25 protein-coding genes are annotated in these 25,220 nt (G+C 64.8%); 13 read left to right on the top strand and 12 right to left on the bottom strand.

The genetic code is table 11. The features are described 5' to 3' along the window. The first annotated feature begins 2 nt into the window (after nucleotides 1-2). Both ACIPPQ_RS16470 and ACIPPQ_RS16465 read left to right on the top strand, forming a co-directional pair. Nucleotides 3-356 (top strand): MmcQ/YjbR family DNA-binding protein, encoded by a 354-nt coding sequence (locus ACIPPQ_RS16470; RefSeq protein WP_446545149.1) that lies wholly within the window; start codon nucleotides 3-5, stop codon nucleotides 354-356. Further along, nucleotides 340-1,716, top strand: coding sequence for a serine hydrolase domain-containing protein (locus ACIPPQ_RS16465; protein WP_446545148.1), 1,377 nt, complete (start codon nucleotides 340-342; stop codon nucleotides 1,714-1,716). The genes ACIPPQ_RS16470 and ACIPPQ_RS16465 overlap by 17 nt, the downstream gene beginning before the upstream one ends. Nucleotide 1,717: 1 nt before the next feature. On the opposite strand, the gene ACIPPQ_RS16460 is transcribed toward ACIPPQ_RS16465, so the two are convergent. Beyond that, nucleotides 1,718-2,134, bottom strand: a complete 417-nt coding sequence (locus ACIPPQ_RS16460; RefSeq protein WP_446545147.1) for a GFA family protein — start codon at nucleotides 2,132-2,134, stop codon at nucleotides 1,718-1,720. A gap of 124 nt (nucleotides 2,135-2,258) precedes the next feature. On the opposite strand from ACIPPQ_RS16460, the gene ACIPPQ_RS16455 reads away from it, so the two are divergent. The 4 genes from ACIPPQ_RS16455 (at nucleotide 2,259) to ACIPPQ_RS16440 (ending at nucleotide 6,642) form a co-directional block, all read left to right on the top strand. Next, nucleotides 2,259-3,950 (top strand): hypothetical protein, encoded by a 1,692-nt coding sequence (locus tag ACIPPQ_RS16455; protein ID WP_446545146.1) that lies wholly within the window; start codon nucleotides 2,259-2,261, stop codon nucleotides 3,948-3,950. 84 nt (nucleotides 3,951-4,034) lie between these two features. After that, a complete protein-coding gene (locus tag ACIPPQ_RS16450; protein WP_446545145.1) occupies nucleotides 4,035-5,294 on the top strand; it encodes a glycosyltransferase family 2 protein in 1,260 nt (419 codons plus the stop codon). Continuing rightward, nucleotides 5,294-6,226 carry a glycosyltransferase gene (locus ACIPPQ_RS16445; RefSeq protein WP_446545144.1) on the top strand — a complete coding sequence of 311 codons (933 nt, stop codon included), beginning with the start codon at nucleotides 5,294-5,296 and terminating at the stop codon, nucleotides 6,224-6,226. Before ACIPPQ_RS16450 ends, ACIPPQ_RS16445 begins: the two co-directional genes overlap by 1 nt. Continuing rightward, nucleotides 6,223-6,642, top strand: coding sequence for a GtrA family protein (locus ACIPPQ_RS16440; RefSeq protein WP_446545143.1), 420 nt, complete (start codon nucleotides 6,223-6,225; stop codon nucleotides 6,640-6,642). Before ACIPPQ_RS16445 ends, ACIPPQ_RS16440 begins: the two co-directional genes overlap by 4 nt. Here ACIPPQ_RS16440 and ACIPPQ_RS16435 read toward each other — a convergent pair. The 5 genes from ACIPPQ_RS16435 to ACIPPQ_RS16415 form a co-directional block, all read right to left on the bottom strand. Continuing rightward, nucleotides 6,632-7,327: a class I SAM-dependent methyltransferase gene (locus ACIPPQ_RS16435; protein WP_446545142.1), complete on the bottom strand. Its 696-nt coding sequence runs from the start codon at nucleotides 7,325-7,327 to the stop codon at nucleotides 6,632-6,634. The two genes, ACIPPQ_RS16440 and ACIPPQ_RS16435, sit on opposite strands and share 11 nt — an antisense overlap. Before the next feature lie 2 nt (nucleotides 7,328-7,329). Then, entirely contained in the window at nucleotides 7,330-8,148 is an 819-nt protein-coding gene (locus ACIPPQ_RS16430) for a 2OG-Fe(II) oxygenase (RefSeq protein ID WP_446545141.1), read from the bottom strand. Between the two features lie 67 nt (nucleotides 8,149-8,215). Beyond that, complete coding sequence (ptsP, locus tag ACIPPQ_RS16425; RefSeq protein WP_446545140.1) at nucleotides 8,216-10,513, bottom strand: phosphoenolpyruvate--protein phosphotransferase; 2,298 nt, start codon at nucleotides 10,511-10,513, stop codon at nucleotides 8,216-8,218. An 86-nt stretch (nucleotides 10,514-10,599) separates the two neighbouring features. Then, nucleotides 10,600-11,343, bottom strand: coding sequence for a hypothetical protein (locus ACIPPQ_RS16420; protein ID WP_446545139.1), 744 nt, complete (start codon nucleotides 11,341-11,343; stop codon nucleotides 10,600-10,602). A gap of 32 nt (nucleotides 11,344-11,375) precedes the next feature. After that, nucleotides 11,376-12,380: an NAD(P)H-dependent flavin oxidoreductase gene (locus ACIPPQ_RS16415; protein ID WP_327452355.1), complete on the bottom strand. Its 1,005-nt coding sequence runs from the start codon at nucleotides 12,378-12,380 to the stop codon at nucleotides 11,376-11,378. Between the two features lie 204 nt (nucleotides 12,381-12,584). On the opposite strand from ACIPPQ_RS16415, the gene ACIPPQ_RS16410 reads away from it, so the two are divergent. Together ACIPPQ_RS16410 and ACIPPQ_RS16405 are read left to right on the top strand one after the other, a co-directional pair. Beyond that, nucleotides 12,585-12,755: a YezD family protein gene (locus ACIPPQ_RS16410; RefSeq protein WP_446545138.1), complete on the top strand. Its 171-nt coding sequence runs from the start codon at nucleotides 12,585-12,587 to the stop codon at nucleotides 12,753-12,755. Nucleotides 12,756-12,856: 101 nt separating this feature from the next. After that, nucleotides 12,857-15,379: a TonB-dependent receptor gene (locus ACIPPQ_RS16405; protein WP_446545137.1), complete on the top strand. Its 2,523-nt coding sequence runs from the start codon at nucleotides 12,857-12,859 to the stop codon at nucleotides 15,377-15,379. A gap of 70 nt (nucleotides 15,380-15,449) precedes the next feature. Here the strand turns inward: ACIPPQ_RS16405 and ACIPPQ_RS16400 are convergent, their stop codons facing one another. Next, nucleotides 15,450-15,605, bottom strand: a complete 156-nt coding sequence (locus ACIPPQ_RS16400; RefSeq protein ID WP_446545136.1) for a hypothetical protein — start codon at nucleotides 15,603-15,605, stop codon at nucleotides 15,450-15,452. Nucleotides 15,606-15,987: 382 nt separating this feature from the next. Between ACIPPQ_RS16400 and katG the strand changes: the two genes are divergently transcribed. Continuing rightward, nucleotides 15,988-18,168 (top strand): catalase/peroxidase HPI, encoded by a 2,181-nt coding sequence (gene katG, locus ACIPPQ_RS16395; RefSeq protein WP_446545135.1) that lies wholly within the window; start codon nucleotides 15,988-15,990, stop codon nucleotides 18,166-18,168. A gap of 250 nt (nucleotides 18,169-18,418) precedes the next feature. Next, a complete protein-coding gene (locus tag ACIPPQ_RS16390; protein WP_446545134.1) occupies nucleotides 18,419-18,835 on the top strand; it encodes a PaaI family thioesterase in 417 nt (138 codons plus the stop codon). A 663-nt stretch (nucleotides 18,836-19,498) separates the two neighbouring features. Here the strand turns inward: ACIPPQ_RS16390 and ACIPPQ_RS16385 are convergent. Continuing rightward, complete coding sequence (locus ACIPPQ_RS16385) at nucleotides 19,499-19,759, bottom strand: hypothetical protein (protein WP_446545133.1); 261 nt, start codon at nucleotides 19,757-19,759, stop codon at nucleotides 19,499-19,501. A 70-nt stretch (nucleotides 19,760-19,829) separates the two neighbouring features. Continuing rightward, nucleotides 19,830-20,420, bottom strand: a complete 591-nt coding sequence (locus tag ACIPPQ_RS16380; protein ID WP_446545132.1) for a TetR/AcrR family transcriptional regulator — start codon at nucleotides 20,418-20,420, stop codon at nucleotides 19,830-19,832. Between the two features lie 107 nt (nucleotides 20,421-20,527). Between ACIPPQ_RS16380 and ACIPPQ_RS16375 the strand changes: the two genes are divergently transcribed. Beyond that, complete coding sequence (locus ACIPPQ_RS16375; protein ID WP_446545131.1) at nucleotides 20,528-21,148, top strand: inner membrane-spanning protein YciB; 621 nt, start codon at nucleotides 20,528-20,530, stop codon at nucleotides 21,146-21,148. Between the two features lie 35 nt (nucleotides 21,149-21,183). On the opposite strand, the gene ACIPPQ_RS16370 is transcribed toward ACIPPQ_RS16375, so the two are convergent. Continuing rightward, complete coding sequence (locus ACIPPQ_RS16370) at nucleotides 21,184-22,431, bottom strand: aspartate kinase (protein ID WP_446545130.1); 1,248 nt, start codon at nucleotides 22,429-22,431, stop codon at nucleotides 21,184-21,186. A 160-nt stretch (nucleotides 22,432-22,591) separates the two neighbouring features. Here ACIPPQ_RS16370 and ubiG point away from each other — a divergent pair, with 160 nt between their 5' ends. Both ubiG and ACIPPQ_RS16360 read left to right on the top strand, forming a co-directional pair. Further along, nucleotides 22,592-23,317, top strand: coding sequence for a bifunctional 2-polyprenyl-6-hydroxyphenol methylase/3-demethylubiquinol 3-O-methyltransferase UbiG (gene ubiG / locus ACIPPQ_RS16365; RefSeq protein WP_446545129.1), 726 nt, complete (start codon nucleotides 22,592-22,594; stop codon nucleotides 23,315-23,317). Further along, on the top strand, nucleotides 23,305-23,907 hold the full coding sequence (locus tag ACIPPQ_RS16360) for a YdeI/OmpD-associated family protein (protein WP_446545128.1): 603 nt from the start codon (nucleotides 23,305-23,307) through the stop codon (nucleotides 23,905-23,907). Before ubiG ends, ACIPPQ_RS16360 begins: the two co-directional genes overlap by 13 nt. 10 nt (nucleotides 23,908-23,917) lie before the next feature. Here the strand turns inward: ACIPPQ_RS16360 and ACIPPQ_RS16355 are convergent, their stop codons facing one another. After that, entirely contained in the window at nucleotides 23,918-24,589 is a 672-nt protein-coding gene (locus ACIPPQ_RS16355) for a glutathione S-transferase family protein (RefSeq protein WP_058537165.1), read from the bottom strand. 77 nt (nucleotides 24,590-24,666) lie between these two features. Beyond that, nucleotides 24,667-25,092 carry a hypothetical protein gene (locus ACIPPQ_RS16350; protein WP_446545127.1) on the bottom strand — a complete coding sequence of 142 codons (426 nt, stop codon included), beginning with the start codon at nucleotides 25,090-25,092 and terminating at the stop codon, nucleotides 24,667-24,669. Nucleotides 25,093-25,220: the final 128 nt, after the last annotated feature.

Raw genomic sequence — 25,220 nt, 5'->3', positions numbered from 1 at the left:
ATATGGCGCCGAAATTCGACAGCTGGGACGATGTCGTGGCGTTCGCCTGTGCGCTTCCCGATGTCGAGATGCTCTCCTTTTATGGCACCCCCTGTCCCAAGCTCAACGGCAAGGCGCTCGCATCGCCCGGACGCGAGCCCGGCAGTTTTGCGGTGATGTGCAAGCCCGACGAAAAGGAAATCCTGCTTGAAACCGATCCCGACACCTTCTGGCAGACGCCGCATTATGAAGGCTGGCATGCGCTCCTCGTCCGTTTCGGGTCGGATGACCCCGAGCGTGTCGCCAATGTTCTCCGCCGGGCCTGGTGGGATCGCGCGAAAAAGCCGCAGCGGCAGGATTTTGGCGATCGTCCCTGATTTTCGTCTCCTCGTCGGTGCGGCGCTTCTTGCCGGTGCAGTCCCGGCGCAGGCGCAGGCGCCGAAGCCCAATGCCGAACTGAACCGCGCATGGGCGGCGGGTTACCGCGCGGCCTTCGTCTGTTCGTCGCTGTGGAATGGGGCGGGCAAGCCGCTCGACGCGATCGAGCGCGACGAACTCACGGGCATCTATCCCGAGATCGAGGCCGACGTTCGCGCGCTCAAGGCCGACGTCGACGCGACGGGGAAACGCGTCAGCGTGCGCTATCGCGACGATATGCCGCCGCGCGTCGCCGCGTGGAGCGGCCGCGAGGGCTGTGTCACCTTGCCGATCGGCGCGCAGCCGGTGGACGCCGTCGCTGCGGTCGGGCGGCGGGCCGATCTTGATGGCCGGCCATGGCCGCTCGGCGACAAGGGTGCCCGCTGGCCGATCCCGAAGGGGATGACCAAGTTCGAGCGGGCGGTGATGAATATGGAGGGGTTTGGCGGCCGCACCAGTTCGTTGCTGATCGTCAAAAAGGGCCGGATTTCGCTCGAGCGCTATTGGGGTGGCCACGACCTTCATACGGCGCAGCGGACCTTCTCGGTCGCCAAGTCGATTGCGGCGACGTTGATCGGACACGCCGTGCAACAGGGCCGGATCGACGTCACGAAGCCCGCGATGATTGCCGACTGGCAGACGCAGGGCGATCCGCGCGGGGCGATCACGACCGAACAGCTGATGCGCATGGCGAGCGGGCTTGCCAGCGACACCGCGGGGAATCGCAGCGACGCCGTTTATATGGGCGGCGCGTCGGTGCGGCAGTGGACGGTGCAGTGGCCGCTGCTCAACCCGCCGAACACCCGCTATCGCTACGCCAACAACGACACGCTGCTGGCGACGCTGTCGCTGAAGGCCGCGCTGGCGAAAGCGGGCACGCCGCTCGACCCGGCTGCCTTTTTCGACCGTCTCGGCATGACGCGGACCTTTGTCGAGCATGACAAGGATGGCGACTATATCCTGTCGAGCCAGGTCTGGACGACCGCGCGCGATCTGGCCCGGCTCGGGCTGCTCTACCAGAATGACGGGATGTGGCAGGGCGAGCGCTTGCTTCCCGCCGACTGGCGCCGTTTTGTCACGACGCCGAGCGGCCCGCAGCCCGACGGCGCGTTTGGTTATGGCGCGGGCTTCTGGCTGTTCAACAAGTCGAAGGGCATCCCCGCCGACGCCTTCGGCGCCTTCGGCAATCGCGGCCAATATGTCGTCGTCATCCCGTCGCGCGACCTGGTGATCGTCCGGCAGGGATATGACGACGACAAGAACCGCCTCGACATCGCAAAGCTGGTCGAAGCAGTCGTTGCCGCCGACGATATGCGCTGACCTATTCGAAGGGCGGGTAACGCTCGAACGACGGCAGTTCGCCGAGCGTTTCCATCCAGCCGATGCGATCGGCGGTCTGGATCTGCGCCTGCGCGGGGATCAGGTCGGGATCGTCGAGCGTTGCGGTCTGCACGTCGATCTGGCCCGGAAAAATTGCCTCGTTCGTATAGAAAAGCCCGGTGCCGCAATCGCCACAGAAATGGCGCCGGCCATGTTCGGACGAGGCGTAAATCTTGGCCGTGCCGCTGATCTCGATCGCGTCATTGCCGACCAGTCCCCATCCGACCATCGGCGCGCCGGCATGACGGCGGCAATCGGTGCAGTGGCACAGCGCATGATGTTCGACCGCGGTGGACATCGAATAGCGGATCGCGCCGCAATGGCATTGGCCGCTGGCACGGGGGGCTTGCTCGGTCATGACTCTCTCCTCGAGGAATTGAAGTGAGAACATATCAGAAACATGTCGCTGTGCCAAAAGTTTTGCCAAGATGGTTTTCCGCTGAGTTAACGCTGAATTATCCATGATCTGCCAAAGGCCGGATATGACAAGAAAAGAGCTTCTCGGACTGACGGTGCAGCGACCGGTGGTGTTGGCGGTCATGGCCTTTGTGCTGGCCGCGCTGATCGCGTCCGACGTCAGTTTGACGTTCCTTTTCCTGCACCGGCAGGATCGCTGGCTGTTGCTCGCCGGCGCGCTGCTACTCGCAATTTGTATCTGGCGCCTTCCGGCGCGCGAGCAGCCCTTCGCCGGCGGCTGGCGATGGCCCGTCGCCGTCGGGGCGGCGATGGCGATCGGCACCTTTGCGGGCCATTACGCGATCCTGTCGGGGCACGACATGAGCCGCGACGAGCAGATGGCGACTTTCGATGCGGCGATATTCGCCCGCGGCCAGCTCGTCGCGCCGCTGGACGCGGTGTGGCGCGACCATGCTGCGGCGCTCAACACGATGTTCATGTATCCGGCCAGCGAGAGCGCGGCGTGGGTCTCGACCTACCTGCCGTTCAATGCGGCGTTTCGCGCCCTTTTCGGGTTGCTCGGCGACCCGGCGCTGACCGGCCCGGCGATGACTCTGCTCGGTGCGGTGGCGCTGTGGGGATGCGTGCGCCGTATCTGGCCGGGTAACCGCGAGGCGTCGGTCGTCGCGCTGCTGCTTTACCTCGGATCGGGGCAGATCTGGCTCAACGGCATGACGGCCTATGCGATGCCCGCGCATCTCGCGCTGAATCTGTGCTGGCTCTGGCTGTTCCTGCGCCGCACGCCATGGGCCGACATCGCAGCGCTGATGATCGGCTTTGTCGCGGTCGGGCTGCACCAGCCGATCCTGCATCCGATGTTCGCCGCCCCGATCCTGTTCCTTCTCGTGCTCGAGCGCGACTGGCGCCGCGCCGCCCTCTATTTTGCGGGATATGCCGCAATCGGGGCATTCTGGATATGCTGGCCCGGCTGGATGTGGTCGCTGGTCGAGGCCGGTGCCGGGGCCCCGCAGGCCGCAGGCGTCGATTTCTTCAGCCGCATCGCGCTGGCGATGAAAGGAAGCACGGGCGGGCTGGCGCTTATGGTGGCGAACCTGATCCGCTTCGCCGCGTGGCAACACCTCCTGTTGCTACCGCTGCTCATCGTCGGATTGCGGATTGCGCGGCGTGACCGGATGGCCGGCGCGCTGGCGGGAGGGATCCTCCTCACCTTGGCGGTCGTCACGGTGATCCTGCCCTATCAGGGGCATGGCTTTGGTTACCGCTATCTCCACGGGTTGATCGGGAACTGCATTCTGCTCGCGGTCTATGGCTGGGTGTCGCTCGGCGACCGGTTCGGCCCATGGCGCGCGCTGCTGATGCGCTCGACGGTGACGGGCCTCGTTGTCCTTCTGCCCATTCAGGCGTGGATGGCGCACAGTTTCTATGCGCCGCCGGCGCATGTGTCGAAGCGGCTTTCGGCAGTCGACGCCGATTATGTCGTGGTCGGGGCAGGCGACGCGCCCTTTGCCGCGGACCTTGTGATCAATCCGCCGATGCTGGACGAACGGCCGATCCGGTTGCTGCGCGAGATACTGAATCCCAAGCTGATGTACGCGACTTGCGTGTCCCGGCCGCGGGTTGCGCTGACCGGATCCCGCGAACTGGCGCCGATCCTTGCCTATTACCATATGGCTTCACCCCGCGCCGCCGATGCTGCGAATGCGGTGCTTGCCGACGATCTCCGGCGCGCCGGTTGCCGGGTCGTCCCGATCGGGTGAAGGCGCGTCGCAAAGGCGGTTTTTATCGAATGTTAACCACAAGTTCCTAAGCCCGGTAGGACATGGCTTTGTGGGGAGTTTTCGATGTATCAGCAGCGGGCCGAGGCACTGGCGCTCGATCAGGCGCAGGTGCTGGGCGTGACGATCGTCATGCCTTGCCTCAACGAAACGATCAGCCTGCCGCATTGCATCGCCAACGCGCAGGACGCGCTGCGGATGATCGAGGACCGGTTCGGGTTGGCGGGCGAAATCGTCATCGCCGACAATGGATCGACCGACGGTAGCCAGGCGCTTGCCGAATCGCTCGGCGCGCGGGTCGTGCCGGTCGCGCGGCGCGGCTATGGCGCGGCGCTCATCGGCGGCTGCGAAGCCGCCTATGGCGATTATATCCTGATGGGCGACTGCGACGGCAGCTATAATTTCACCGAAGGCGTCGCGATGATCGGCAAGCTGATCGAGGGGCACGACCTGTGCATGGGCTCGCGCTTCGACGGCGGGATCGCCCCCGGTGCGATGCCGTGGAAGAACCGTCACATCGGGAACCCGGCGCTGACGGGTATCCTCAACCTCTTCTTCCGTTCGGGCATCAACGACGCCCATTGCGGATTGCGCGCGATCAGCCGCGATGCGTTCGCGAAGCTGGGGCTTTCGGGCGAAGGCATGGAATTCGCGAGCGAAATGGTGATCAAGGCCTCACTCAAGAAAATGCGTGTCGTCCAAGTCCCCGCGACCCTGTCGGTCGACCTGCGCGATCGCGCGCCGCACCTGCGCCCCTGGCGCGACGGCTGGCGGCATCTGCGCTATCTGCTGATGCTCAGCCCGACCTGGGTGTTCGGCGTGCCGGCGATGCTCGCGATGGGGATCGCCATGGCGCTGCTGTTCAGCGCCGGCTTGCACGCGCTCGGTATCCTTCCCGGCACCGGGCGTTTCGGGACCAGCTGGACAATCGTCGCCGGATTCCTCTTCACGCTGGGGCATCTGTCGCTCATCATGGCGCTCGCGACCCACTTGTTCGGTGTCCGTCAGGGATATCGGCGGCTGCGGCCCGCGATCGATCGCTTGTCGAACATATTGACGCTGGAGGTCGCGCTGGTCCTGGGTTCGTCGCTGATGACAATTGCCGCGGCCGCTTTCGTCGGCATCGGCATCCATTGGTCGGCCATCAACTATGCCGCGCTCGAAAATACCCTGCCGCTCGTCCTCGCTGCGGTGACTGGTGTGGTGGGCGCGCAGACCGTGCTGGGCGGCTTTCTGCTCGCGATCATCGGCGGCCATGATGCGCGCTTCACGCCTGCCTTTCCCGGGGACCGCTTGCCGGCGAACGATGCTGCGAAGAGGGCGTGATGGCTGAACCGTGGCTGACGGTCGCATTACCCGTTCATAACGGCGAAGCCACGCTTGCCGCGACGCTCGAAAGCGCCGCGTCGGAGTGCCCGGACGGGGTCGAGTTCATCCTGCTCGATAGCAGCGCAGGCGATGGCTGCCGGCAAATCGTGGAGACCTTCTCCTCGCGCATGAACATCGCGTACCGGCACGCCCCCGACATCCTGCCCTGGACCGCCAAGACGAACGAAGCGATGCGGATGGCACGCGGCGATCATGTCGCGATGCTGCATCAGGACGATTTGTGGATCAAAGGCCATTTGCGGAGTGTCCGCGCCGCGATCGCGGCGTTTCCCGATGCGGCAATGCAGGTCGGATCGAGCCGTCTGATCGACCTGCGCGGCCGGATCGTCGGCGACTGGAATTGCGGACTTGCCGATGGGGCGATCGAAGGAAAGGCGGCCGCAAAGCACCTGATCGTCCAGAACGGCATCGCCATCCCGAGCCCGGTCATCCGGCGCGACGCCTGGAACCGGGTGGGCGGGCTGGATCCCGCGCTCTGGTATACGGCCGATTGGGACCTCTATCTGAAACTGGCGCTGCTCGGCGATATCGCGGTGCGGCCGGAAAAAACGACGGCCTTTCGTATCCATGGCGGGTCGCTGACGATGACGGGGCGCATGGAAAAGGGCGCGTTCAAGGAGCAGATGGACATCGTGCTGTCGCGCTATTCCCACGCGGTCGGGGCCGGCGAACGGGCGAGGGCAGAAGCCTCCATCGCCGTGAATGTATCGCTCGCCGAGGCATCGACCGGGAAAATTTCGGCGCTGTCCGGCGCGATCATGGCGATGGCGCGGCTCGGGCCGGTCGAGGCCCTCCGCTACGCGCGCGAAGCCCGGCTCGTCGAGCGCATCTGGCCGCGGCTGCGATTGAAGCTGGCGCGCGGGTTATGACGCTGAACGCTTTGCTCGACAGCAGGCCCGCTCGCTACCTTGTCGTGGGCGCGGTCAGTGCGGCCGCGAACAATGTCATCATGATCGGCGGCGATGCGGCGGGGCTGCATTATTGGGTGGCGGTGCTGCTGACATTCATGGTCGTGCCGCCGAGCTATATCGCCCATGCGCTCTGGGTGTTCAGGGTTCGCACATCATGGGCGGCCTTTGGCCACTACGTGGCGGGGACGATATCGAGCTTCCTCGTTATGGTGCTGACGATCGGGTTGCTTCGCGGCGTGCTGCTGCTGCCGATGGTAGCAGCAGCGCCGATCGCGACGCTGGTGATGGTGCTGTATAATTATCTGATGACACGCTGGGCGGTGTATCGCGGTTGTGACCGCGCCACGCCGTCTTTCGCTGATCCTACAGCGTGATCCGTACGACGTAGCCAAAGCTGCGCAGCGGGAAAATGCTCTCATAGGCGCGGATGATGGCTTCGACCGCCTTTACGGCAATTCGCTTGGGCCCGGTCGACTGCAACAGCATTTCGGTTGCATAGAAGCGATAGGGAATGATCTCCCAGTCGCGGCAACCGGCACGCTGGCACAGAGTGTTCAGCGTCTTGTAGGTCGAGGTCAACAGATGGTCGCGATGCTGTGCCTCGCGGCCGATCGTGCCGAGCAGGGCGTTCGCGAACGAGACGCCGTTTGGGGTCGAAATCACCATTTCGCGGCCGGGATAGGACAGCCTCATCCTCGAGAGAAATTGAAGCGGATTCTCGATATGCTCAATGAATTCGCCGGCCACGATGATGTCGACAATCTCCGGCGCGACATCGGGATTTGTGCCATCGCCCTTGATGATACGGGAATTGGGCCCGGTCACCAGTCCTTCGGCGGGCAAATGCTCGGACAGGTCGACGCCGGTCACCTGCGTGGCGAGCGCCCCGATCCGCTGGTGAAGCCATTCGTTCGTGTTCTGTTTGTCGAGTGCCGTCTCGTCGAGACAGCCGATGTCGAGCACGCGTTTGCCGCGGCAGCGTTCGGCGATGAAGCTGACGCGCTCGACGGGGCGGCTGACGCGCAGGCGCTCGAGCGTCTGATAGGCGAGTTGCGGCACGATCAGTGCTTGTCGCGCTGATAGACGTGCGGGTTGCGCCAAAGCGTGCCACCCGCTGAATTCAGGATGGTGGTGCGGAGCGCATTGTCGGCGCGCATGGCGATGTCCGCGAGACCGCGGCCATGTTCGGCGCGAAAGGTCGTGGCGTGCGAATAGTTCGTTGCGCCGGGCGCCTCGCGGGAAAAATAATAGTTGGAGACGCAGCACCGGCGCCCGTCGTGCCGGACCTCGTTGACCGAATGCCATGACTGTTCGTCGGTCAACATGATGACGAGGCTGTTGAACAGGCTGGGAATGGTGCGCGGTTCCCCGCGCGGGCCGTCGTCCCAGAGCTGGAGCGAACCGCCAAAATCCTCGCTCCATCCGGGCGTGACATAGAATAGCAGGTTGAGCGCGCGATAGCGTTTGCGGTCCTTGTCGTGCGAATTGTCGAGATGGGGACGCAAATAGGCGCCTTTCGACATGGCGCTGATCCCGCCGGCATAGAGATCGGCGTCGGGTTCGAGGGTGGAGAGGCCGGTGATGCTCGCGATCAGATCGACGACGCGCGGGTCCTGGAACGCATAGACGACCTCTTCGAGGAGCGGGTCATGCTCGTCCATCTGCGCGACGACGTGCTTGTTTTCCTTGATCGAGCGTTTCAGGACCATGCGATCCGACGCTGGAAACGCGCGAAAGACGCGCTCGACCAGATCGGCGGGGAGGAGATCGGTCGCCTGGCACGCGGCGATGCGGCCTGCCGTCCCGAATTCTTCGCGCAGCCGTCCGGCTTCCGGAGCCAGTCGGGCAACGATCAGGTCGGCGATTTGGGCGCGGTTCATCATGGTGGTCCTCTACGCCCCGGTTGACCATGATATGGTTAAGGAATCGCTAAATCGGCCCCGCGGCTCAGTCGCCGAGATCGACCTGGTGCTGCTGCGCCCACGCCTGGTATTGGCCGCGCGGGTCGGACGACGGCTGGGCGAGGATCGCCGGCATGTCGGCGCGCAGCGCGCCAAGGTCGAGCGAGCGGATCATCGCCTTGACCGGCCCGACCCCGGCGGGGGTGATCGACAGCCGTTCGATCCCGACGCCGAGCAGCGCCATGGCCTCCAGCGGGCGTCCGCCCATCTCGCCGCAGACGCCCAGCGCGATCTTCGATCCCGAGACGATCCGCACGACGCGCGCGAGGTAGCGCATGACCGTCGGCGACAGCCAGTCATAGCGTTCGGCAAGGCGCGGGTGCGCGCGGTCGGCGGCGAACAGGAACTGGGTGAGGTCGTTGGTGCCGATCGACAGGAAGTCGAGGTGCGGCAGCATCAGGTCGAGCGTTTCGACGAGCCCCGGCACCTCGAGCATCGCGCCATAGCGGATCGCGACCGGCAGCTTCTTGTTGTGACTCGCGAGCCACGCGCGCTGCGCGACGAACAGGCTCCGCGCCGCTTCATATTCCCACGGTTCGGACACCATCGGGAACATGACGTTGAGCGTCCGCCCCGCGGCCGCCTCCATCAGCGCGCGCGCCTGGACCTTGAGGAGCCCTTCGCGTTCGAGCGCGAGGCGGAGCGCGCGCCAGCCCATTGCCGGATTTTCTTCCTGCAAGGTGTCGCGGACATTCATATAGGGCAGCGCCTTGTCACCGCCGATGTCGACGGTGCGGAAGATCACCGGCCGGTCGCCCGCGGCGTCGAGCACGTCGCGATACAGCCGCTGCTGGCGATCGCGCGACGGCAGCGTCGCCGATACGAGGAACTGGAATTCGGTGCGGAACAGCCCGATGCCGCGCGCCCCCGTCAGGTCGAGCGCGGCGACATCTTCGCGGAGGCCCGCGTTGATCATCAGCTCGATCGGCACGCCGTCCTTGGTGACCGCGGGCAGGTCGCGCAGCGAGGCGAGGTTGGCGCGGCGCTTCTGCGAAATCTCCAGCTTGGCGTCGAACGCATCCTGTACCGCCTGCGTCGGGCGGACGTGCAACTGGCCTGCCGTCGCGTCGAGCAGCAACAGGTCGCCTTCGCGGATCGACGCGCGCACGTCGCTGACGCGGCCGATCACCGGGACCCCCATGGCACGCGCGACGATGATGACGTGCGCGGTGAGCGAGCCTTCCTCGAGCACGACGCCTTTCAGGCGGCGGCGGTCATATTCGAGCAGTTCGGCGGGGCCGAGGTTGCGCGCGATCAGGATCGAATCCTGCCGCAGACCCATCTGGGCGGCGGTGCCCATCTGTCCCGACACGATGCGGATCAGCCGGTTCGACAGATCTTCGAGGTCGTGCATGCGGTCGCGGAGCAGCGGATCGTCGATCTGGCGCATCCGCATCCGCGTGCGCTGCTGGACGCGTTCGATCGCCGCTTCGGCAGTGAGGCCGCTGTCGATCGCCTCGTTGATCCGCCGCGACCAGCCTTCGTCATAGGCGAACATCTTGTAGGTCTCGATGACCTCCTCATGCTCGCCGCCGACGCCGAAATCGGCCGAGCTCGCCATGCGGTCGATCTGCTCGCGCATCTTGTCGAACGCGGCGTAGACGCGGTGGCGCTCGGCCTCGGTATCGTCGGCGACGGTGTGCTCGATCGTGATGCGCGGCTGGTGGAACACCGCGACCCCGGCGCCCATGCCGTCGACCAGCTTCTGGCCGTTCAGCCGCTGCGCCGACTGGTCCGCGGCGGCGGCATCGGTGCGCGCCGCAGTGTCGACGAGGTCGGCGTTGGCGATCAGTTCGGAGAGCACCATCGCGACGGTCTGCAGCGTTTCGATTTCGATATCGTCATAGCGGCGCGGGTCGCTGTGCTGGACGCACAGCACGCCGACCGCGCGTTCGCGCCGGATGATCGGGACCCCGGCAAAACTGTGAAACAATTCTTCGCCCGTTTCGGGGCGATAGGAAAAGTCGGGATGCGCCGCGGCTTCGTCGAGGTTCAGCGTCTCGATCTGGTCGGCGATCATGCCGACCAGCCCTTCGCCGAGGCCGAGGCGCGTGACGTGCACCGCTTCCTGCTTCAGCCCGCGCGTCGCGTAGAGTTCGAGCGCGCCGTCGCGCAGCAGGTAGATCGAACAGACCTCGCTATCGAGGCATTCGCCGATGATGCCGACGACCTGGTTCAGCTTGCCCTGTGCGTTGGAACGCGATGCCATCACCTCGTGGAGCCGGGTCAGGATGGTGCGCGCCGACTGGGCGGCCGAAGAGGGCGGTGGCGGGGCGTTGGTCATCGCAATCCTGCTAACAGAAGGATGCGGCGAGCGCCAATACCCCGCGAACGATTGTCTATTCTATTCTTGTGCCCGCCAACCGGTCGTCAATGATTCCCGGTCGGATTGGTCGAAACCGTCGATGCGGCGGTCGGACCGACCGGCGAAGCCGGTGCCGGCGTGCCAAACGCAGGCACGGCCGCCGGGCGCGGCGCATATTTGGCATCCCACGCGACGACGTCGGCCTGATATTTGGCATAGGCTTCGTAGAAATCGTGGAACGGCTGGTCGAGCCGCGCGAGATGTCCGGGGGCCTGTTCGACGAGCTGCGCGGTCGGCGTCGACGAGACGACTTGCGCGATCTCGTTGGCGCGCGAGCAGAAGGCGCGCTGCGCCGGCGGCTGGGCGAAATAGTTGAACAACTGCGTCGACAGGCGATCGCGCGGCGCGATGCCGTTGTTCCTGTTTTCCTTGCCGAGCTGCGTGATCACCGATTTTTCGGTCGACTTGATCACCTTGCCATGCGCCTTGATGATATTGTTGTACGCCGACACGAGCGTCGTTTCTTCCAGTCCGCGACAGCCGATCGCCGCGACGTTGAGCCCGATCTTCAGCTGCCAGAAGGCGCGGTCGCCGGTGACATTGCTGTTGGCGGTGACGAAGTGGCCGTCGATCGCGCGTCCGGGCAGGATTTGCGTCAGCGAAGCGTTACCCGGCGGCAGCGGGCGCGGCGGGATGATGACCGCGACGGGAGGCGGCGGCGGCGGGGGAGGCGGCGGGGGCGGCTTGGGCGCACAGGCGGCAACGCTCGCCAGCAGGCCAGCCAAGATGATCTTCCGCGACAAATTCATATTCCACTCCCCAGCCGCACGATCATGCGGCATCAACCCCGAGCCTGCAACGCGGCTTCGGCCTGTTGCACCAAAGATGCGACGATTGCAGCCGCACTCTCCTCTTCGGATACCATACCGACAGATTGCCCTGCCATTAACGAACCATTTTCGACATCGCCGTCGATGACCGCGCGGCGCAGCGCACCCGCCCAATAATGCTCGATTTCGAGCTGGGCTTCCATCATGTCGACCTCGCCCTGGTCGAGCTTGTTCGCGACTTCGCGCTGCTTGGCGGTGAAGGCTTCGGTGCCGGCGTTCTTGAGCGCGCGGACCGGGATGACCGGCAGGCGCGGGTCGATCTGGACGCTCGCGACCGCTTCGCGTGCCGAGGCGCGCATGAAAGCCTTTTTGAAATTGGGATGTGCGATGCTCTCGGTCGCGCAGACGAAGCGCGTGCCGAGCTGGACCCCGGAGGCGCCCATCTCCAGATAGGCGGCGATTGCTTCGCCGCGGCCGATCCCCCCGGCGACAAACACCGGAACTTCGTCGGCGAGCGACGGCAGGATTTCCTGCGCCAGCACGCTCGTCGAAACCGGGCCGATATGGCCGCCGGCCTCCATGCCCTCGATGACCAGCGCATCGACGCCCGAACGCACGAGCTTCTTCGCGAGCGCGAGGGTCGGCGCGAAGCAGATGACCTTCGCGCCCGACGCCTTGATCGCCTCGAGGCTGCCCTTCGGAGGCAGGCCGCCCGCGAGCACGACATGGCCGACGCGATGTTTCGCGCACACGTCGATCAGCTCGAAGAGTTGCGGGTGCATGGTGATCAGGTTGACGCCGAAATTGCGCGTCGCGAGCGCTTTAGTGGCCGCTATCTCGGCATCGAGAAGTTCGGGCGTCATCGCCCCGCACGCGATCACGCCGAACCCGCCGGCGTTGCTGATCGCGCTGACCAGATGGCGTTCGGAGACCCAGCTCATCGCACCGCAGAGAATGGCGTAGTCGCTGCCGAGAAGCTCGGTTCCGCGGGCCATCAGATCGTTAATTTTGCTCATTGAGCCAGCCTTTGCCAGCACTGGGACTCGCGCGCAATCCCTGGCGTCGTTGTGACTGTCGGCCCGTCGCACGCCTGAATCCGTTCGGCGCGGTCCGTTTGGCGCAACAACCGAACCTTTCGGCGCACAAAGCAAAACAATTATTGTCTACTAATTTACTTGGAATATGCTTGCGCCACGAATCCACGAGGGAAAGGAATGATCATGAGCGCTATCAAGGACGTCGCAAAAAGCGGCTCCGAAGAGGTGCCCCGCGCCATCCAGACGGTGCTCGAGGCACTCGACAAGCTGAAGTTCGGTGCGATCCAGCTGACCGTGCACGAGGGGCGTCTTGTGCAGGTCGATGTGACCGAGCGGCACCGCTACCCCAACTGAACGCAACAGCTCCCAGCGAGGGGTAACCCCTCATCCTGCCGCAGACCGGACCGCCGGATGTGGCAATTTTCGTATGACTTCAAAGCAACAGGAAAATTGTCATGACCGCAAAATACCCCTCCGTCCGTCGCCGCGTGCCGGCGTCCGCACTCACACTCTCCCTTCTCCTCGCGTTCGGCGCGGCGCCTGCGTTTGCCGCGGAAACCGGGGCCGACGAGGCCGCTGTCGCTGCCGCCGGAACGGTCGACACGGCCGATCAGGCCGACGATAACGCCAGCCGCGGCGACATCATCATCGTTACGGCCCGTCGCCGCCAGGAGACCGCACAGGAAGTGCCGGTCGCGATTTCGGTGATCCGCGGCGATTCGATCGAAGCCACCGGCAACTTCAACGTCGTGAAGCTCCAGCAGCTCGCGCCGACGCTGCAGGTCTATACCACCAACCCGCGCAACACGTCGGTCAACATCCGCGGTCTCGGCGTGCCTTACGGGCTGACCAGCGACGGTTTCGAACAGGGCGTCGGCATCTATGTCGACGACGTCTATAATTCGCGCGTCGCCGCCGCGACCTTCGACTTCCTCGATGTCGACCAGGTCGAAGTGCTGCGCGGGCCGCAGGGCACGCTGTACGGCAAGAACACCACCGCTGGCGCGATCAACATCACGACCAACCAGCCGACCTTCGATTTCGAGGGACGCGCAGAGGTGAGCGTCGGCAACCTCAATTACCGGCAGGCGAAGGCCGCGGTTTCCGGGCCGCTGTCGGAAACCATCGCCGCGCGCCTCGCCATCGCCGCGACCAGCCGGCGCGGCACGATCTTCAATGTCACGAGCGATCGCTGGATCAACGAACAGGATAATCTGGGGCTTCGCGGCCAATTGCTGTTCAAGCCCAACGACGATCTCAGCATCACGCTGTCGGGCGATTACAGCAAGCAGGATCCCGAAGGCTATGGCACGTCGTTCGTGCGTGTCGGGCGGACGCAGCGGGCGCTCGACCGCCAGTATGACGCGCTGATCGCGCGGTTGAACGCCGCCAATCCCGGGCAGAATTTTTCGGTTCCCAGCCGCAATGTCTATGACCGCCTGACCGACATCGACGCCAGCCTCAACGCGGGCAACAAGATCGGCGGCGCGTCGGTGAAGGTGAAGTGGGACGTCGGTCCCGGCACTTTCACCTCGATCTCCGCCTGGCGCTTCTGGGACTGGCAACCCGAAAATGACCGCGACTTCACGGGCGCGTCGATCGTTTCCAAATCGCAAAACCCGTCGCAGCAGGACCAGTATAGCCAGGAATTCCGCTACAATTATTCGGGGGACAAGCTTGATTTCGTCGTCGGGCTGTTCGGCTTCAAGCAGCGGATCGACACGCAGGGCACCGAGCAGCAGGGGCCGAACGCGAGCCTGTGGAGCCTGACGGCGGCGCAGGGCAGGGACAATCCCGCCATCCTCAACGGCCTCACGGCAACCAACACGCAGTTCCTGAAGAGCACCAGCGCGGCACTCTATGGCCAGCTCAGCTATAAATTGACGCCCGAATTGACCATCCAGCCGGGTATCCGCGTCAATTACGACAAGAAGTCGGGCTTCTACCAGCGCGTCGTGACCAATGGCGCGGGCCAGGTCATCAACTGCACCCCGCCGCTGGCTGCGAACAGCGCGCTTGCCGCCCAGTGCGGCGTCTATCAACCGCAGAGCACGTCGCCGTCGGTCAGCGACTGGAACTTCAGCTACGACCTCAATGTGAACTACAAGGTCACGCCCGATATCCTCGCTTATGCGACCTATGCGAAAACCTTCAAGACGGTCGGGATCAACCAGAACGGCCTGCCGCTCAACAGCGCCACCAATCTTCCCGAACTGTCGGCGAGCACGGTGAAGCCGGAATCGGTCAACCACTTCGAGATCGGCCTCAAGACCTCCTTCTTCAACCGCCTCGCGACGTTCAACCTCTCGGCCTTCCGCACCGAGATCAAGAATTTCCAGGCGACGGTGAATGGCGGCCAGTTCGGCACCGTCCGCGGCTATCTGGCCAATGCGGAGAAGGTGGTTTCGCAAGGCATCGAGGCGGATTTCAAGATCCGCGCCAGCGACCGCTTCACCGCCTATGCGAACGGGGCGTATACCGACGCTAAATATAAGAAGTTCGTCAACGCACCGTGCCCGCCCGAACTGTCCGGCGGCACGCTCCAGCCGGCGGGCGCTGCGCCCGACTATTCGCAGCCGGGCGTCCCCGGCGCTCTCAGCCCGCGGCAGTGCGACATTTCGGGTTTCGACCTGCCCGGCGTATCGAAATGGGCCTTCTCCTACGGTGCCGAGGCCAACGCTCCGGTCTCGCTGCTGTCGAAGGATGGCCAGATCTATGTGGGCGTCGACGGCAGTTATCGCTCGCACTGGAATTCCAATGCGTCGCCGTCGATCTACACCGACGTCAAGGGTTATGCGCTGACCAACTTCCGCGTCGGCTTCCGCGCCGACGGCCTCGATGTATTCGGCTGGGTCCGCAACGCCTTCGACGTCAATTACATTGAGACGCTCCAGGTCGCGCCGGGCAATGTCGGGCTGATTGCCGGCCAGCCGGGCGATCCGCAAACGTGGGGCGGAACGGTCAAGTTCAGCTTCTGACCCCGCACCCCCTGGACAAAAGAAAAGGGCCGCCCGCGAGGGCGGCCCTTTCTCATGCAGGCTGACGGCGTCAGCGCTGCTGCGGGTTCTGGCGGCCCTGATCGGGACGCTGGTCGCTGCCGGGCTGGCGATCCTTGCCGCCCTGCTGCTGCTGCTGGCGGCGCTGTTCTTCCTCGCGGTCCGCCTGCGGTTTCTTCTCATTCTGCTGGTTGGGGTTGTTAGCCACTTTCCATCTCCTTGCGCCGCTTACGATATAATCATGCGGCATCCGGACAACCCGCAGCCGGGGCCGGATGTTCCGCCCTGCGGCGCGCGTTCGCCGGGGCGTGGCGCTTCCGCGATGAACGCAGCGAACATTCGGCGCGATGCCGGCGTTTCTAATCGGACCACTCAATCACTGAATTCAGCTTATTCGGTTAGGTCGATGGGTGGGCGCGGCCTATCCTGCCTTGGTCAGAACGAAAGGATGACGGCATCGACTCGCAGCGTGCCCGTGCGACAAGCCACCCGCGACCGCAACGTCGTCCGTTCGTCATGCGCCGGTCATCGGCCCGCGCGAAACTTTCCAGCAGACCTGAAGGCCCTAAAACCACAAAAGGAGAGACTGCATGAACGACCCCACCCCCATCGGCAGCGGTTGCCCGATCCACCAGCCCGGCGGCGTCCGCGGCCTGCTCGGCCGCACCAACAAGGATTGGTGGCCGGACATGCTGGCGACCGAAATCCTCAACCCCAACGGCTCCTCGAACCCGCTGGGCGACGAATTCGATTACGCCAAGGCGTTCAAGTCGATCGACTATCAGGCGCTGAAGGATGACCTCACCGCGCTGATGACCGACAGCCAGCCGTGGTGGCCGGCCGACTATGGCCATTACGGTCCCTTCTTCATCCGCATGGCGTGGCACGCCGCGGGCACCTATCGCACCGCCGACGGGCGCGGCGGCGCCAACAGCGGGCAGCAGCGCTTCGCACCGCTCGACAGCTGGCCCGACAATGGCAACCTCGACAAGGCGCGCCGCCTGTTGTGGCCGATCAAGCAGAAATACGGCAACAAGATCAGCTGGGCCGACCTCTTCATCCTCGCCGGCAATGTCGCGATCGAGAGCATGGGCGGGCCCGTGTTCGGTTTCGGCGGCGGCCGTGCCGACGTGTTCGAGCCCGAACGCGATATTTATTGGGGCTCGGAAGAGAAATGGGTCAATCAGGGCGTCCAGACGCGCATCGATCCGGGCAAGGGGTTCGACAATATCGAAGGTCCGCTCGCGGCGATCCAGATGGGCCTGATCTATGTCAATCCCGAGGGGCCGCAGGGCAATTCGCACGACGATGCGGGCATGGCGCGCGACATGAAAGAAACCTTCGCGCGCATGGCGATGAACGACGAGGAAACCGTCGCGCTCACCGCCGGCGGCCACACCTTCGGCAAGGCGCACGGCAATGGCGACGCGTCGCTGCTCGGCGCCGCGCCCTCGGGCGGCGACTTGGCCGCGCAGGGCTTCGGCTGGGTCAGCGGGCACGAGAGCGGCGGCATCGGCGAACATACCGTCACCAGCGGCCTCGAAGGGGCGTGGACCAACACGCCCGACAAGTGGACCGACAATTTCTTCCGCCTGCTGTTCGACTATGATTACGAGCTGGTGAAGTCGCCCGCGGGCGCCAACCAGTGGCAGCCGATCGACCAGAAGGAAGAGGATATGGCCCCCGCGGCCTGGGATCCGAACCTGAAGGTCCCGACGATGATGACCACCGCCGACATGGCGCTGAAGCGCGACCCGGCGTATCGCAAGATCAGCGAGAAGTTTCGCAACGATCATGACGCGTTCCGCGACGCCTTCGCGCGCGCCTGGTTCAAGCTGACGCACCGCGATATGGGGCCCAAGGTGCGCTACCTCGGCCCCGAGGTCCCCGCCGAAGACCTGATCTGGCAGGATCCGATCCCCGCGGGTTCGACGCCGTCGGACGCCGACGTCAAGGCGGTGAAGGACAAGATCGCCAATAGCGGCCTTACGGTGAGCCAACTGATCAAGGCCGCATGGGCGTCGGCGAGCACCTATCGCAAGTCGGACTTCCGCGGCGGTGCCAATGGCGCGCGCGTCGCGCTCGCGCCGCAAAAGGACTGGGAGGTCAACGAGCCTGCTACCCTTGCCAAGGTGATCGGTACGCTCAACGGCCTGCGCGGCTCTATGTCGCTGGCCGATGCGATTGTCCTCGGCGGCGTGGTCGGGCTGGAGAAGGCGGGCGCCACCAATGTGCCCTTCACCGGCGGCCGCGGCGATGCGACCGCCGACCAGACCGACGCCGACAGCTTCGCGGTGATGGAGCCCGAGGCTGACGCCTTCCGCAATTATGTCGGCAAGAAAAAGCTGGCCGTGAAGATCGAGGAAATGATGCTCGACCGCGCCTCGCTGCTCGGCCTGTCGGTGCCTGAAATGACGGTGCTGGTCGGCGGGCTGCGCGTCCTCGGCGCCAACCATGGCGACCGCGGGCATGGCCATTTCACCAAGCGGTCGGGGCAACTGACGAACGATTATTTCGTCAACCTGCTCGACATGACCAATGTGTGGAAGTCGGTCGACGGCTCCGACGACCAGGAATATGTCGCGACCGACCGCACCAGCGGCGGCGAGACGTGGCGCGCGACGCGCGCCGACCTGATCTTCGGTTCGAACGCCGAACTGCGCGCCGTCGCCGAAGTCTATGCGCAGTCCGACAATGGCGAAAAATTCGTCAAGGACTTCGTCAAGGCGTGGACCAAGGTGATGAACGCCGACCGCTTCGACCTCGCCTGATCCGGCGCCGCCGGTCCCGCATCATGCCGCGGGGCCGGCGGCGGCCAAAGGACGACGGGTCGCGGACCCGCCCCCGGGGACATGGGCCTGGGGGCGGGTCCTTTCTTTTTGGGCTTAGCCACAAAAGCCCCCGCACGGGTGGTCATAAGCGGCGCGGCCTTCTCGCGCAGCGCAGGGCGAACGATAATCATGTCCGTGCCGAATGCGGCGCGGTATCGGCGAGCGGGTCTGTAACGAACGGGAATGACATATGACACTGGCGAAGGTGCAGGAAATGATCGCGGCCGGCGGGCAACCGCCGATCGGTGAGACGCTGGGCTTTCGACTGGTCGAATGCGGCGATGGCTTTGCCGTGTTCGAAGGCGATCCCGGCCCCGAAACATATAACCCCATGGGCACTGTGCATGGGGGCTATGCCGCGACATTGCTCGATTCGGCCTGCGGTATCGCGGTCGTGACGCGGTTGCAGGAGGGGCAATCGATGACGACGCTCGAACTCAAGATCAGCTATCTGCGCGCCATGACGGCGAAGACGGGCCGGGTGCGGGCCGAGGGGCGCGTGATATCGTTGGGGCGGCGCGTTGCCTATGTCGAAGCGAAGCTGACCGACGTAGCCGGGCGGCTGATGGCGACCGCGACATCGACGTTGCTGATCATCGAAGGGTAAAAGGGTGGATTGGCGGCCGGGAGAGGGACCGGATTGGGGTGGAAAGCGGACGCTGAAGTGATACTGACGATTGATGCATAACGGCAAAATCGAGTGGGGCCGATCCGACCTTGAGTTGATGCAACACTCAGCGGTTAAACTGTTTTGGCAACCGCGCATCCTTCACGAGGCCCACGAAGCCCTCGCGAACCTTTCATATCAGATCACCACCATTAGCTGTGCGGGTGGATGGGAAACATTCCAATCGCAGATGTCAGAGCTTCTCAGGTGGGAGGAACAATTTGGCTACGCGCCTTGGACCGGCAATCTCGATGCGCTAAACGACGGGCTCGTTGGTTATCCATTTCCCGCAAGTGACCGGGCCGCACTTGTGTTCACAGATTTTCATGAACTAGTTCGCGGTGACGAGCGTGCGAGTCATATCGTGCTAGACTTGCTCGAGGCTCACTCGCGCGATTTCCTCCCGTTTGCCAAGAGACTTATCATCCTTGTCCAAACGAATGATAATCGGTTCCATTGCGAACCAATTGGCGCCCGACCAGCACTGTGGAACGGCAAAGAATGGTCGGATCAAAGCCGGGGCCTCTGAACGGCAAGCTTCGGTCGATTGCTGCCATCGCATCGTGATCGCGGCCGACGACGCAAATGGGTGGGAAGCGGACTTTAGTCGACCGGCCATACCTCGGTGCCGATCGGCACTTCCAAAGTCTCGACGCCCTTCAGAAGGCAGGCCCAGCGACGCTCCTCTGGCGGAGGTGTTTGAAATACTTCTCCCATCCGCAAAACTGCCGACGCAGTTGAGCCATCCGGCCGCCTTAGCAGTACTGCACCTTCAGGCCGGGGTGGGCCACTGATAACCAGTGGCCCGGGAACAACGATCAGACCACCCCAGCTCGGGATATCGAACACATCTTCGACGGTCATGAGAGGCTCCATAGAGCCATTCATATACGAGTAGTGAACGTCCGCAACCGGTCGAAAGCGGACATGCCCGCTAATCCATCGCCAGCATGTCGTCGAGCAGCGCCAGTGCGTCGGCGCGCGGTGAACCGGCGTCGAGCAACGGGTTGAGCCGGTCGTCGAGCAGCAGGATCGCAAAGCCGTGGACCATGCTCCACGCGCGCGCGGCATGGGCGCGGGTGGCGCGCGCGGCGTCGGGGTCGCCTCCGTGGGTGGCGGCGACCGAGCCGGTCAGCGTGCCGAAGGCGCGCAGCATCGCCTCGTGCAGCGCGGGGCGCGTCTTGTCGAGCCGCTCGCCGCGGAACATCAGCTGGAACAGCCCCGGTTCGGCGAGCGCGAATTCGACATAGGCGCGGCCGATCGCGTTGAGCTTGTCCCGCGGGTTGGCTTGGCTAGCCGCCGCCGCCTGCATGCGGTCGGCGAAGCGGTTGAAGCCGACCGCCGCCAGTTCGCTGACGAGCCCGGTCAGGTCGTCGAAGTGATTTTTGGGAGCGGCGTGCGAGGCGCCGACCTCGCGGGCGACCCCGCGCAACGTCAGTCCCGCGACGCCGTCGCGGTTCACAATCTCTTCGGCGGCGGCAAGCAGCGCCGCGCGCAGGTCGCCATGATGGTAAGGCCTAGTCATGCGACCGCTTAAACGCGCAATGTTGACGCTGTCAATTTAATGCTTGACTTCGGCTGCCGCGATCATCGATATTGACAGTGGAAATATTGAGTCGAAAGGAACGGCGGATGAAAACCCTGCTTTATGCCATCGGACCGATGCTGTTCGACTCGCTCGGCGTGCTTGTCTTTGCGGTGCTGCTTGCCGCCGGCGCGGGCATCGTTCCCGCAGTCGTCGCGGGGACCGTGGTTGCGGTCACGGTGATCGGATACGAGCTGGTGCGGGGCCGCCAGATTGCAGCGTTACAGTGGATCAGCCTCGCATCGGTGCTGTTCACTGCCGCCGCGACCTTGCTGACCGGCGACCCGCGCTTCGTGATGGCGAAGCCGACGATCGTCTATCTGATCGTGGGCAGTGTGATGCTGCGCAAGGGCTGGCTCAATCGCTATATTCCGCCCGAACAGCTCGCGATCGTCGGCGATGTGATGGATCGCTTCGGCATGATCTGGGCAGCGCTGATGTTCGCGAGCGCGGGGCTGAACCTCGCCATCGCGCTCTTTTTTACCGCATGGTGGCCGCTGTTCATCGGGATATTCCCGCTCGCGTCGAAGTTCGGCCTGTTCGCGATCCATGTCGCGGTGGTGCACTTCGTCACGCAGGCGCGGCTGCGCCGCCGCGCTGGCGGCGAGCTGCAGCCGGCGCCATCCGTCATCCCAGCGAAAGCTGGGATCGCTGGCGGCGTAGAATGACGATAGCGGCCCCAGCTTTCGCTGGGGCGGGGTGATTAGTCGGCGTCGAGCCCGTAGGCGGTGTGGAGCACGCGCACCGCGAGTTCGGTTTCGTCCTCGTCGATCAGCACGCTGACCTTGATCTCGCTGGTCGAGATCGCCTGGATGTTGATGCCGCGGTCGGCCAATGCGCGGAACATCGTGCTCGCGACCCCGGCATGGCTCTTCATGCCGACGCCGACGACGCTGATCTTCGCGACCTTGTCGTCGCTGATGATGCGGTTGAAGCCGATCTTGTCCTTCGCGCCTTCGAGGAGGTCGATCGAGCGGAGGAGGTCGGTGGCGGGAACGGTGAAGGTCACGTCGGTCTCGCCCTTTTCGCGGCCGACATTCTGGATGATCATGTCGACGTTGATCCCGGCCGCGGCGAGCGGGCCGAAGATGTTCGCGACCGCGCCCGGCTTGTCGGGCACGCGCGTGACGATGATCTTCGCTTCATTCTTGTCGTGGGCGATGCCGGTGATCAGCTGCCGTTCCATCTGATGTTCCTCTATTTCCTCGTCGCTGACGATCATCGTGCCTTTTTTCGGAGCCTCGTCGCCCTCGACGAAGCTCGAAAGAACCTGCACGCGCACGCCTTCTTTCATCGCGAGCCCGACCGAGCGCGTCTGAAGCACCTTGGCGCCGACGCTCGCGAGTTCGAGCATTTCCTCATAGGTGACATAGTCGAGCTTGCGCGCGCGCGCGACGATGCGCGGGTCGGTCGTGTAGACCCCGTCGACATCGGTGTAGATGTCGCAGCGGTCGGCCTTGAGCGCGGCGGCCACAGCCACAGCACTTGTGTCCGAGCCGCCGCGGCCGAGCGTCGAGACGCGGCCGTCGTCCATCATGCCCTGGAAGCCCGGGATCACGGCGACCTCGCCCTTCGCCATCGCGGCGCCGAGTGCCCCGGTGTCGATGTCGGCGATGCGCGCGCGGGAGTGCGCTTCTTCGGTGCGGATCGGGAGCTGCCAGCCGAGCCAGCTGCGCGCGGGGGTGCCCATCGCCTGCAAGGTGAGCGCGAGGAGGCCCGAGGTCACCTGTTCGCCGGCGGCGACGACGACGTCATATTCGGCGGGGTCGTAACGCGGGTTCGCTTCGCGGCAGAAATTGACCAGCCGGTCGGTTTCGCCCGCCATCGCCGAGACGACGACGGCGACTTCATTGCCGTTGGCGACTTCGCGCGCGACGAGTTTCGCCACGGTGCGAATCCGCTCGGTGCCCGCCATAGACGTGCCCCCGAATTTCATCACGATCCGCGCCATCTCGCCCCGCTTTCCTGAATAAGTTTCAACCGCAACTTTCCCGTGGATTTCTGCGGCGCTCGCGCTGTTAGGCAAGGGGGCGGGCGATGGCAAGACCGGCTTCGTATGCGGCGGATAGAATTTCTTGCATGGCGCGAGGCACGGTGCCACATCGCGGGGCATGAGCGCTGCCACGATCAATCCGCACGAAGCCGCCCATTTCGGGGCGCTCGCCGCCGACTGGTGGGACCCGCACGGGTCTTCGGCAATGCTGCACAAGCTCAACCCGGTGCGGCTTGCCTATATCCGCGACCAGATCGACGCGCACTGGCACGTCGATGCGCGTGAGCGTCATGCGCTCGCCGGGCGCAGTGCGATCGATGTCGGGTGCGGGGCGGGCCTGCTCGCCGAGCCGCTGGCGCGGATGGGCGCGGCGGTGACGGGCGTCGATGCCGCGCCGGAGAATATCGCCGCGGCGCAGGGACATGCGGCGGGGCAGGGGCTTGAGATCACCTATTTCGCGGGCGAGCTCGCCGTGCTGCCGCTCGCGACCTTCGACCTCGTCACCTCGATGGAGGTCGTCGAGCATGTGACCGATCCCGCGGCCTTTGTCGGCGAGCTTGCGGCGCGGCTGGCGCCCGGCGGGCTGATGATATTGTCGACGCCGAACCGCACGATGTTGTCGAAGCTGCTGCTCGTCGAGGCGGCCGAACGCATCGGCGCGGTGCCGCGCGGGACGCACGACTGGGACCAGTTCCTGAAGCCCGAGGAGCTCACGAAATTGCTCGAAGGCGCGGGGCTCGAGGTGATCGACCGTACCGGTCTGTCGCCGTCGGCGGCGAAAGGCTTCAAGCTCGGCGGCAGCGAGGCGCTCAACTATCTGGTCGCGGCACGGTGGCCAGCCTGAGCCGCGATCCGCGCGTCGACGCCTATATCGCGAAGGCGCAGCCCTTTGCGCAGCCGATCCTGACCCATTTGCGCGAACTGGTGCATAGCCATGCGCCGGGCGCGCAAGAGACGCTGAAATGGGGCGTGCCGCATTTCGTGCTGAACGGCCGGAATCTCGCAGGCATGGCGGCGTTCAAGGAACATGCGACCTTCGGCTTCTGGCGTGACGAGGAGGTGACGGGTTCGCCGCGCGATACCGGCGCAATGGGGAGCATGGGGCGACTCGCGTCTCTGACCGATTTGCCCTCGGACAAGGCAATGGCCGCATTCATCGTGAAGGCAGCGGCGCTCTGCGCCGAGGACAAGCCCAAGCGCCCGGCGCCGACGCCCAAGGCCGCGCTCGACCTGCCCGTCGATCTCGGCGCGGCGCTGAAGGCGAACGCAGCGGCGCAGGGCCATTGGGACGCCTTCTCGCCCGGCAAGCGGCGCGATTATATCGAATGGGTGCTCGAGGCGAAGCGTGAGGAAACGCGCGTGAAACGCATCGAAACGATCGTCGCGCAGGTCGCCGAGGGCAAGGACCGCAACTGGAAGTACAAGAACTGCTGACGGCTTTGCGTCAGAAGTCGACGTCCTCATAATATTTCGGCGGCGTCACGATTTCCATCCGCTCGGCGAGCAGCGGGCGGAAGCTCGGGCGCGATTTCAGCCCCGAATACCAGCCCTTGGTCTGTTCGTGCCCGGTCCAGTCGATGCCGCCAAGATAGTCGGCGACCGAGATATGCGCTGCCGCGGTCAGGTCGGCGAGGCTCATCGTCGCGCCGGCGAGCCAGGTGCGGTGGTCGATGAGGTAGTCGACATAGTCGAGATGGTTGTTCGCGGCCTTCATCGCCTCGCGCAGCGCGCCGCCGTCGGGCGGCTGGCGGTGGACGATGCGCTTTTGCATGCGTTCGAACAGCAGGGGGCCGGTGACCTCATAATAGAAGTCATGATCGAACCACGAGGTCAGCCGGCGGATTTCGGCGCGGTTGGCGGCCGTGCCGTTGATCATCGCCTTGCCTTCGACGGTTTCCTCGAAATATTCGGCGATCGCCATGCTGTCCATCAGCACCTGGCCGCGCGCCTGGTCGACCATGACCGGGGTGCGCCCGGCGGGATTGAGGTCGATGAACTCGTCGCGGCGCTCCCACGGCGATTCGCGCACCAATTCGTAACCGACGCCCTTTTCGCCCAGCAAAAGGCGGACCTTGCGCGAAAAGGGACAGAGCGGGAATTGATAGAGTTGCCACATGCCCCCGGCATAGCGGCAGCGGGGCGCCGCGCGCAACGGCTATGGCGCGCGCAGGCCCAGCGATTGTGGATTAAGCTTCAGCGGCGCGAAGCTTCGCGCTCGCGTTCCCATTGCGCCGCAAAGTCGCGCGCCATGTCCTTGAGCACCGGCGCATAGGCGGCGAGCGCCGAGGCGGCGTGTCCCGCCATACGCGTGCCCGCACGGACGTCGGCGCCCATGCGCTCGGCATATTCGGGATCGCGCCCGGTCACTTCGCCGAGCGTCGCGTCGGGAGGGATATAGGCGGCGTCGGATTCGGGGTCGATCTGCGCCACGGCCTTGGCCAGCGGGCCGACCTGCATCTGCATCAGCGCGCCCACCATCGCGGTGATCGTGTCGGCCATCCGGTCCTGCGCCGCGGGGTCGTTGAGTGTCGCGACAGTGCCCCGCATGTCGTTTGCGGCGGCCGGAAGCGGCGCGGCGAGTGCGAGCAGGGGAAGGGTGATCAGCGCGAGACGGGTCATAGTTCCATCCTTTCAAAGGACGTATGGTTCATCAAAGCGGCGTCCATAGCGGATCGACGCTTTCGCCCCGGTGAACGCGCCGGGCTATGCGATGAAGCGTCTCGCGAATGCGACCAATCCTCCCCATG

Source organism: Sphingopyxis sp. LARHCG72, assembly GCF_052871675.1.
Note: the sequence above shows the minus strand (reverse complement) of the source record. Positions and strands in the feature narration are given on the sequence as shown.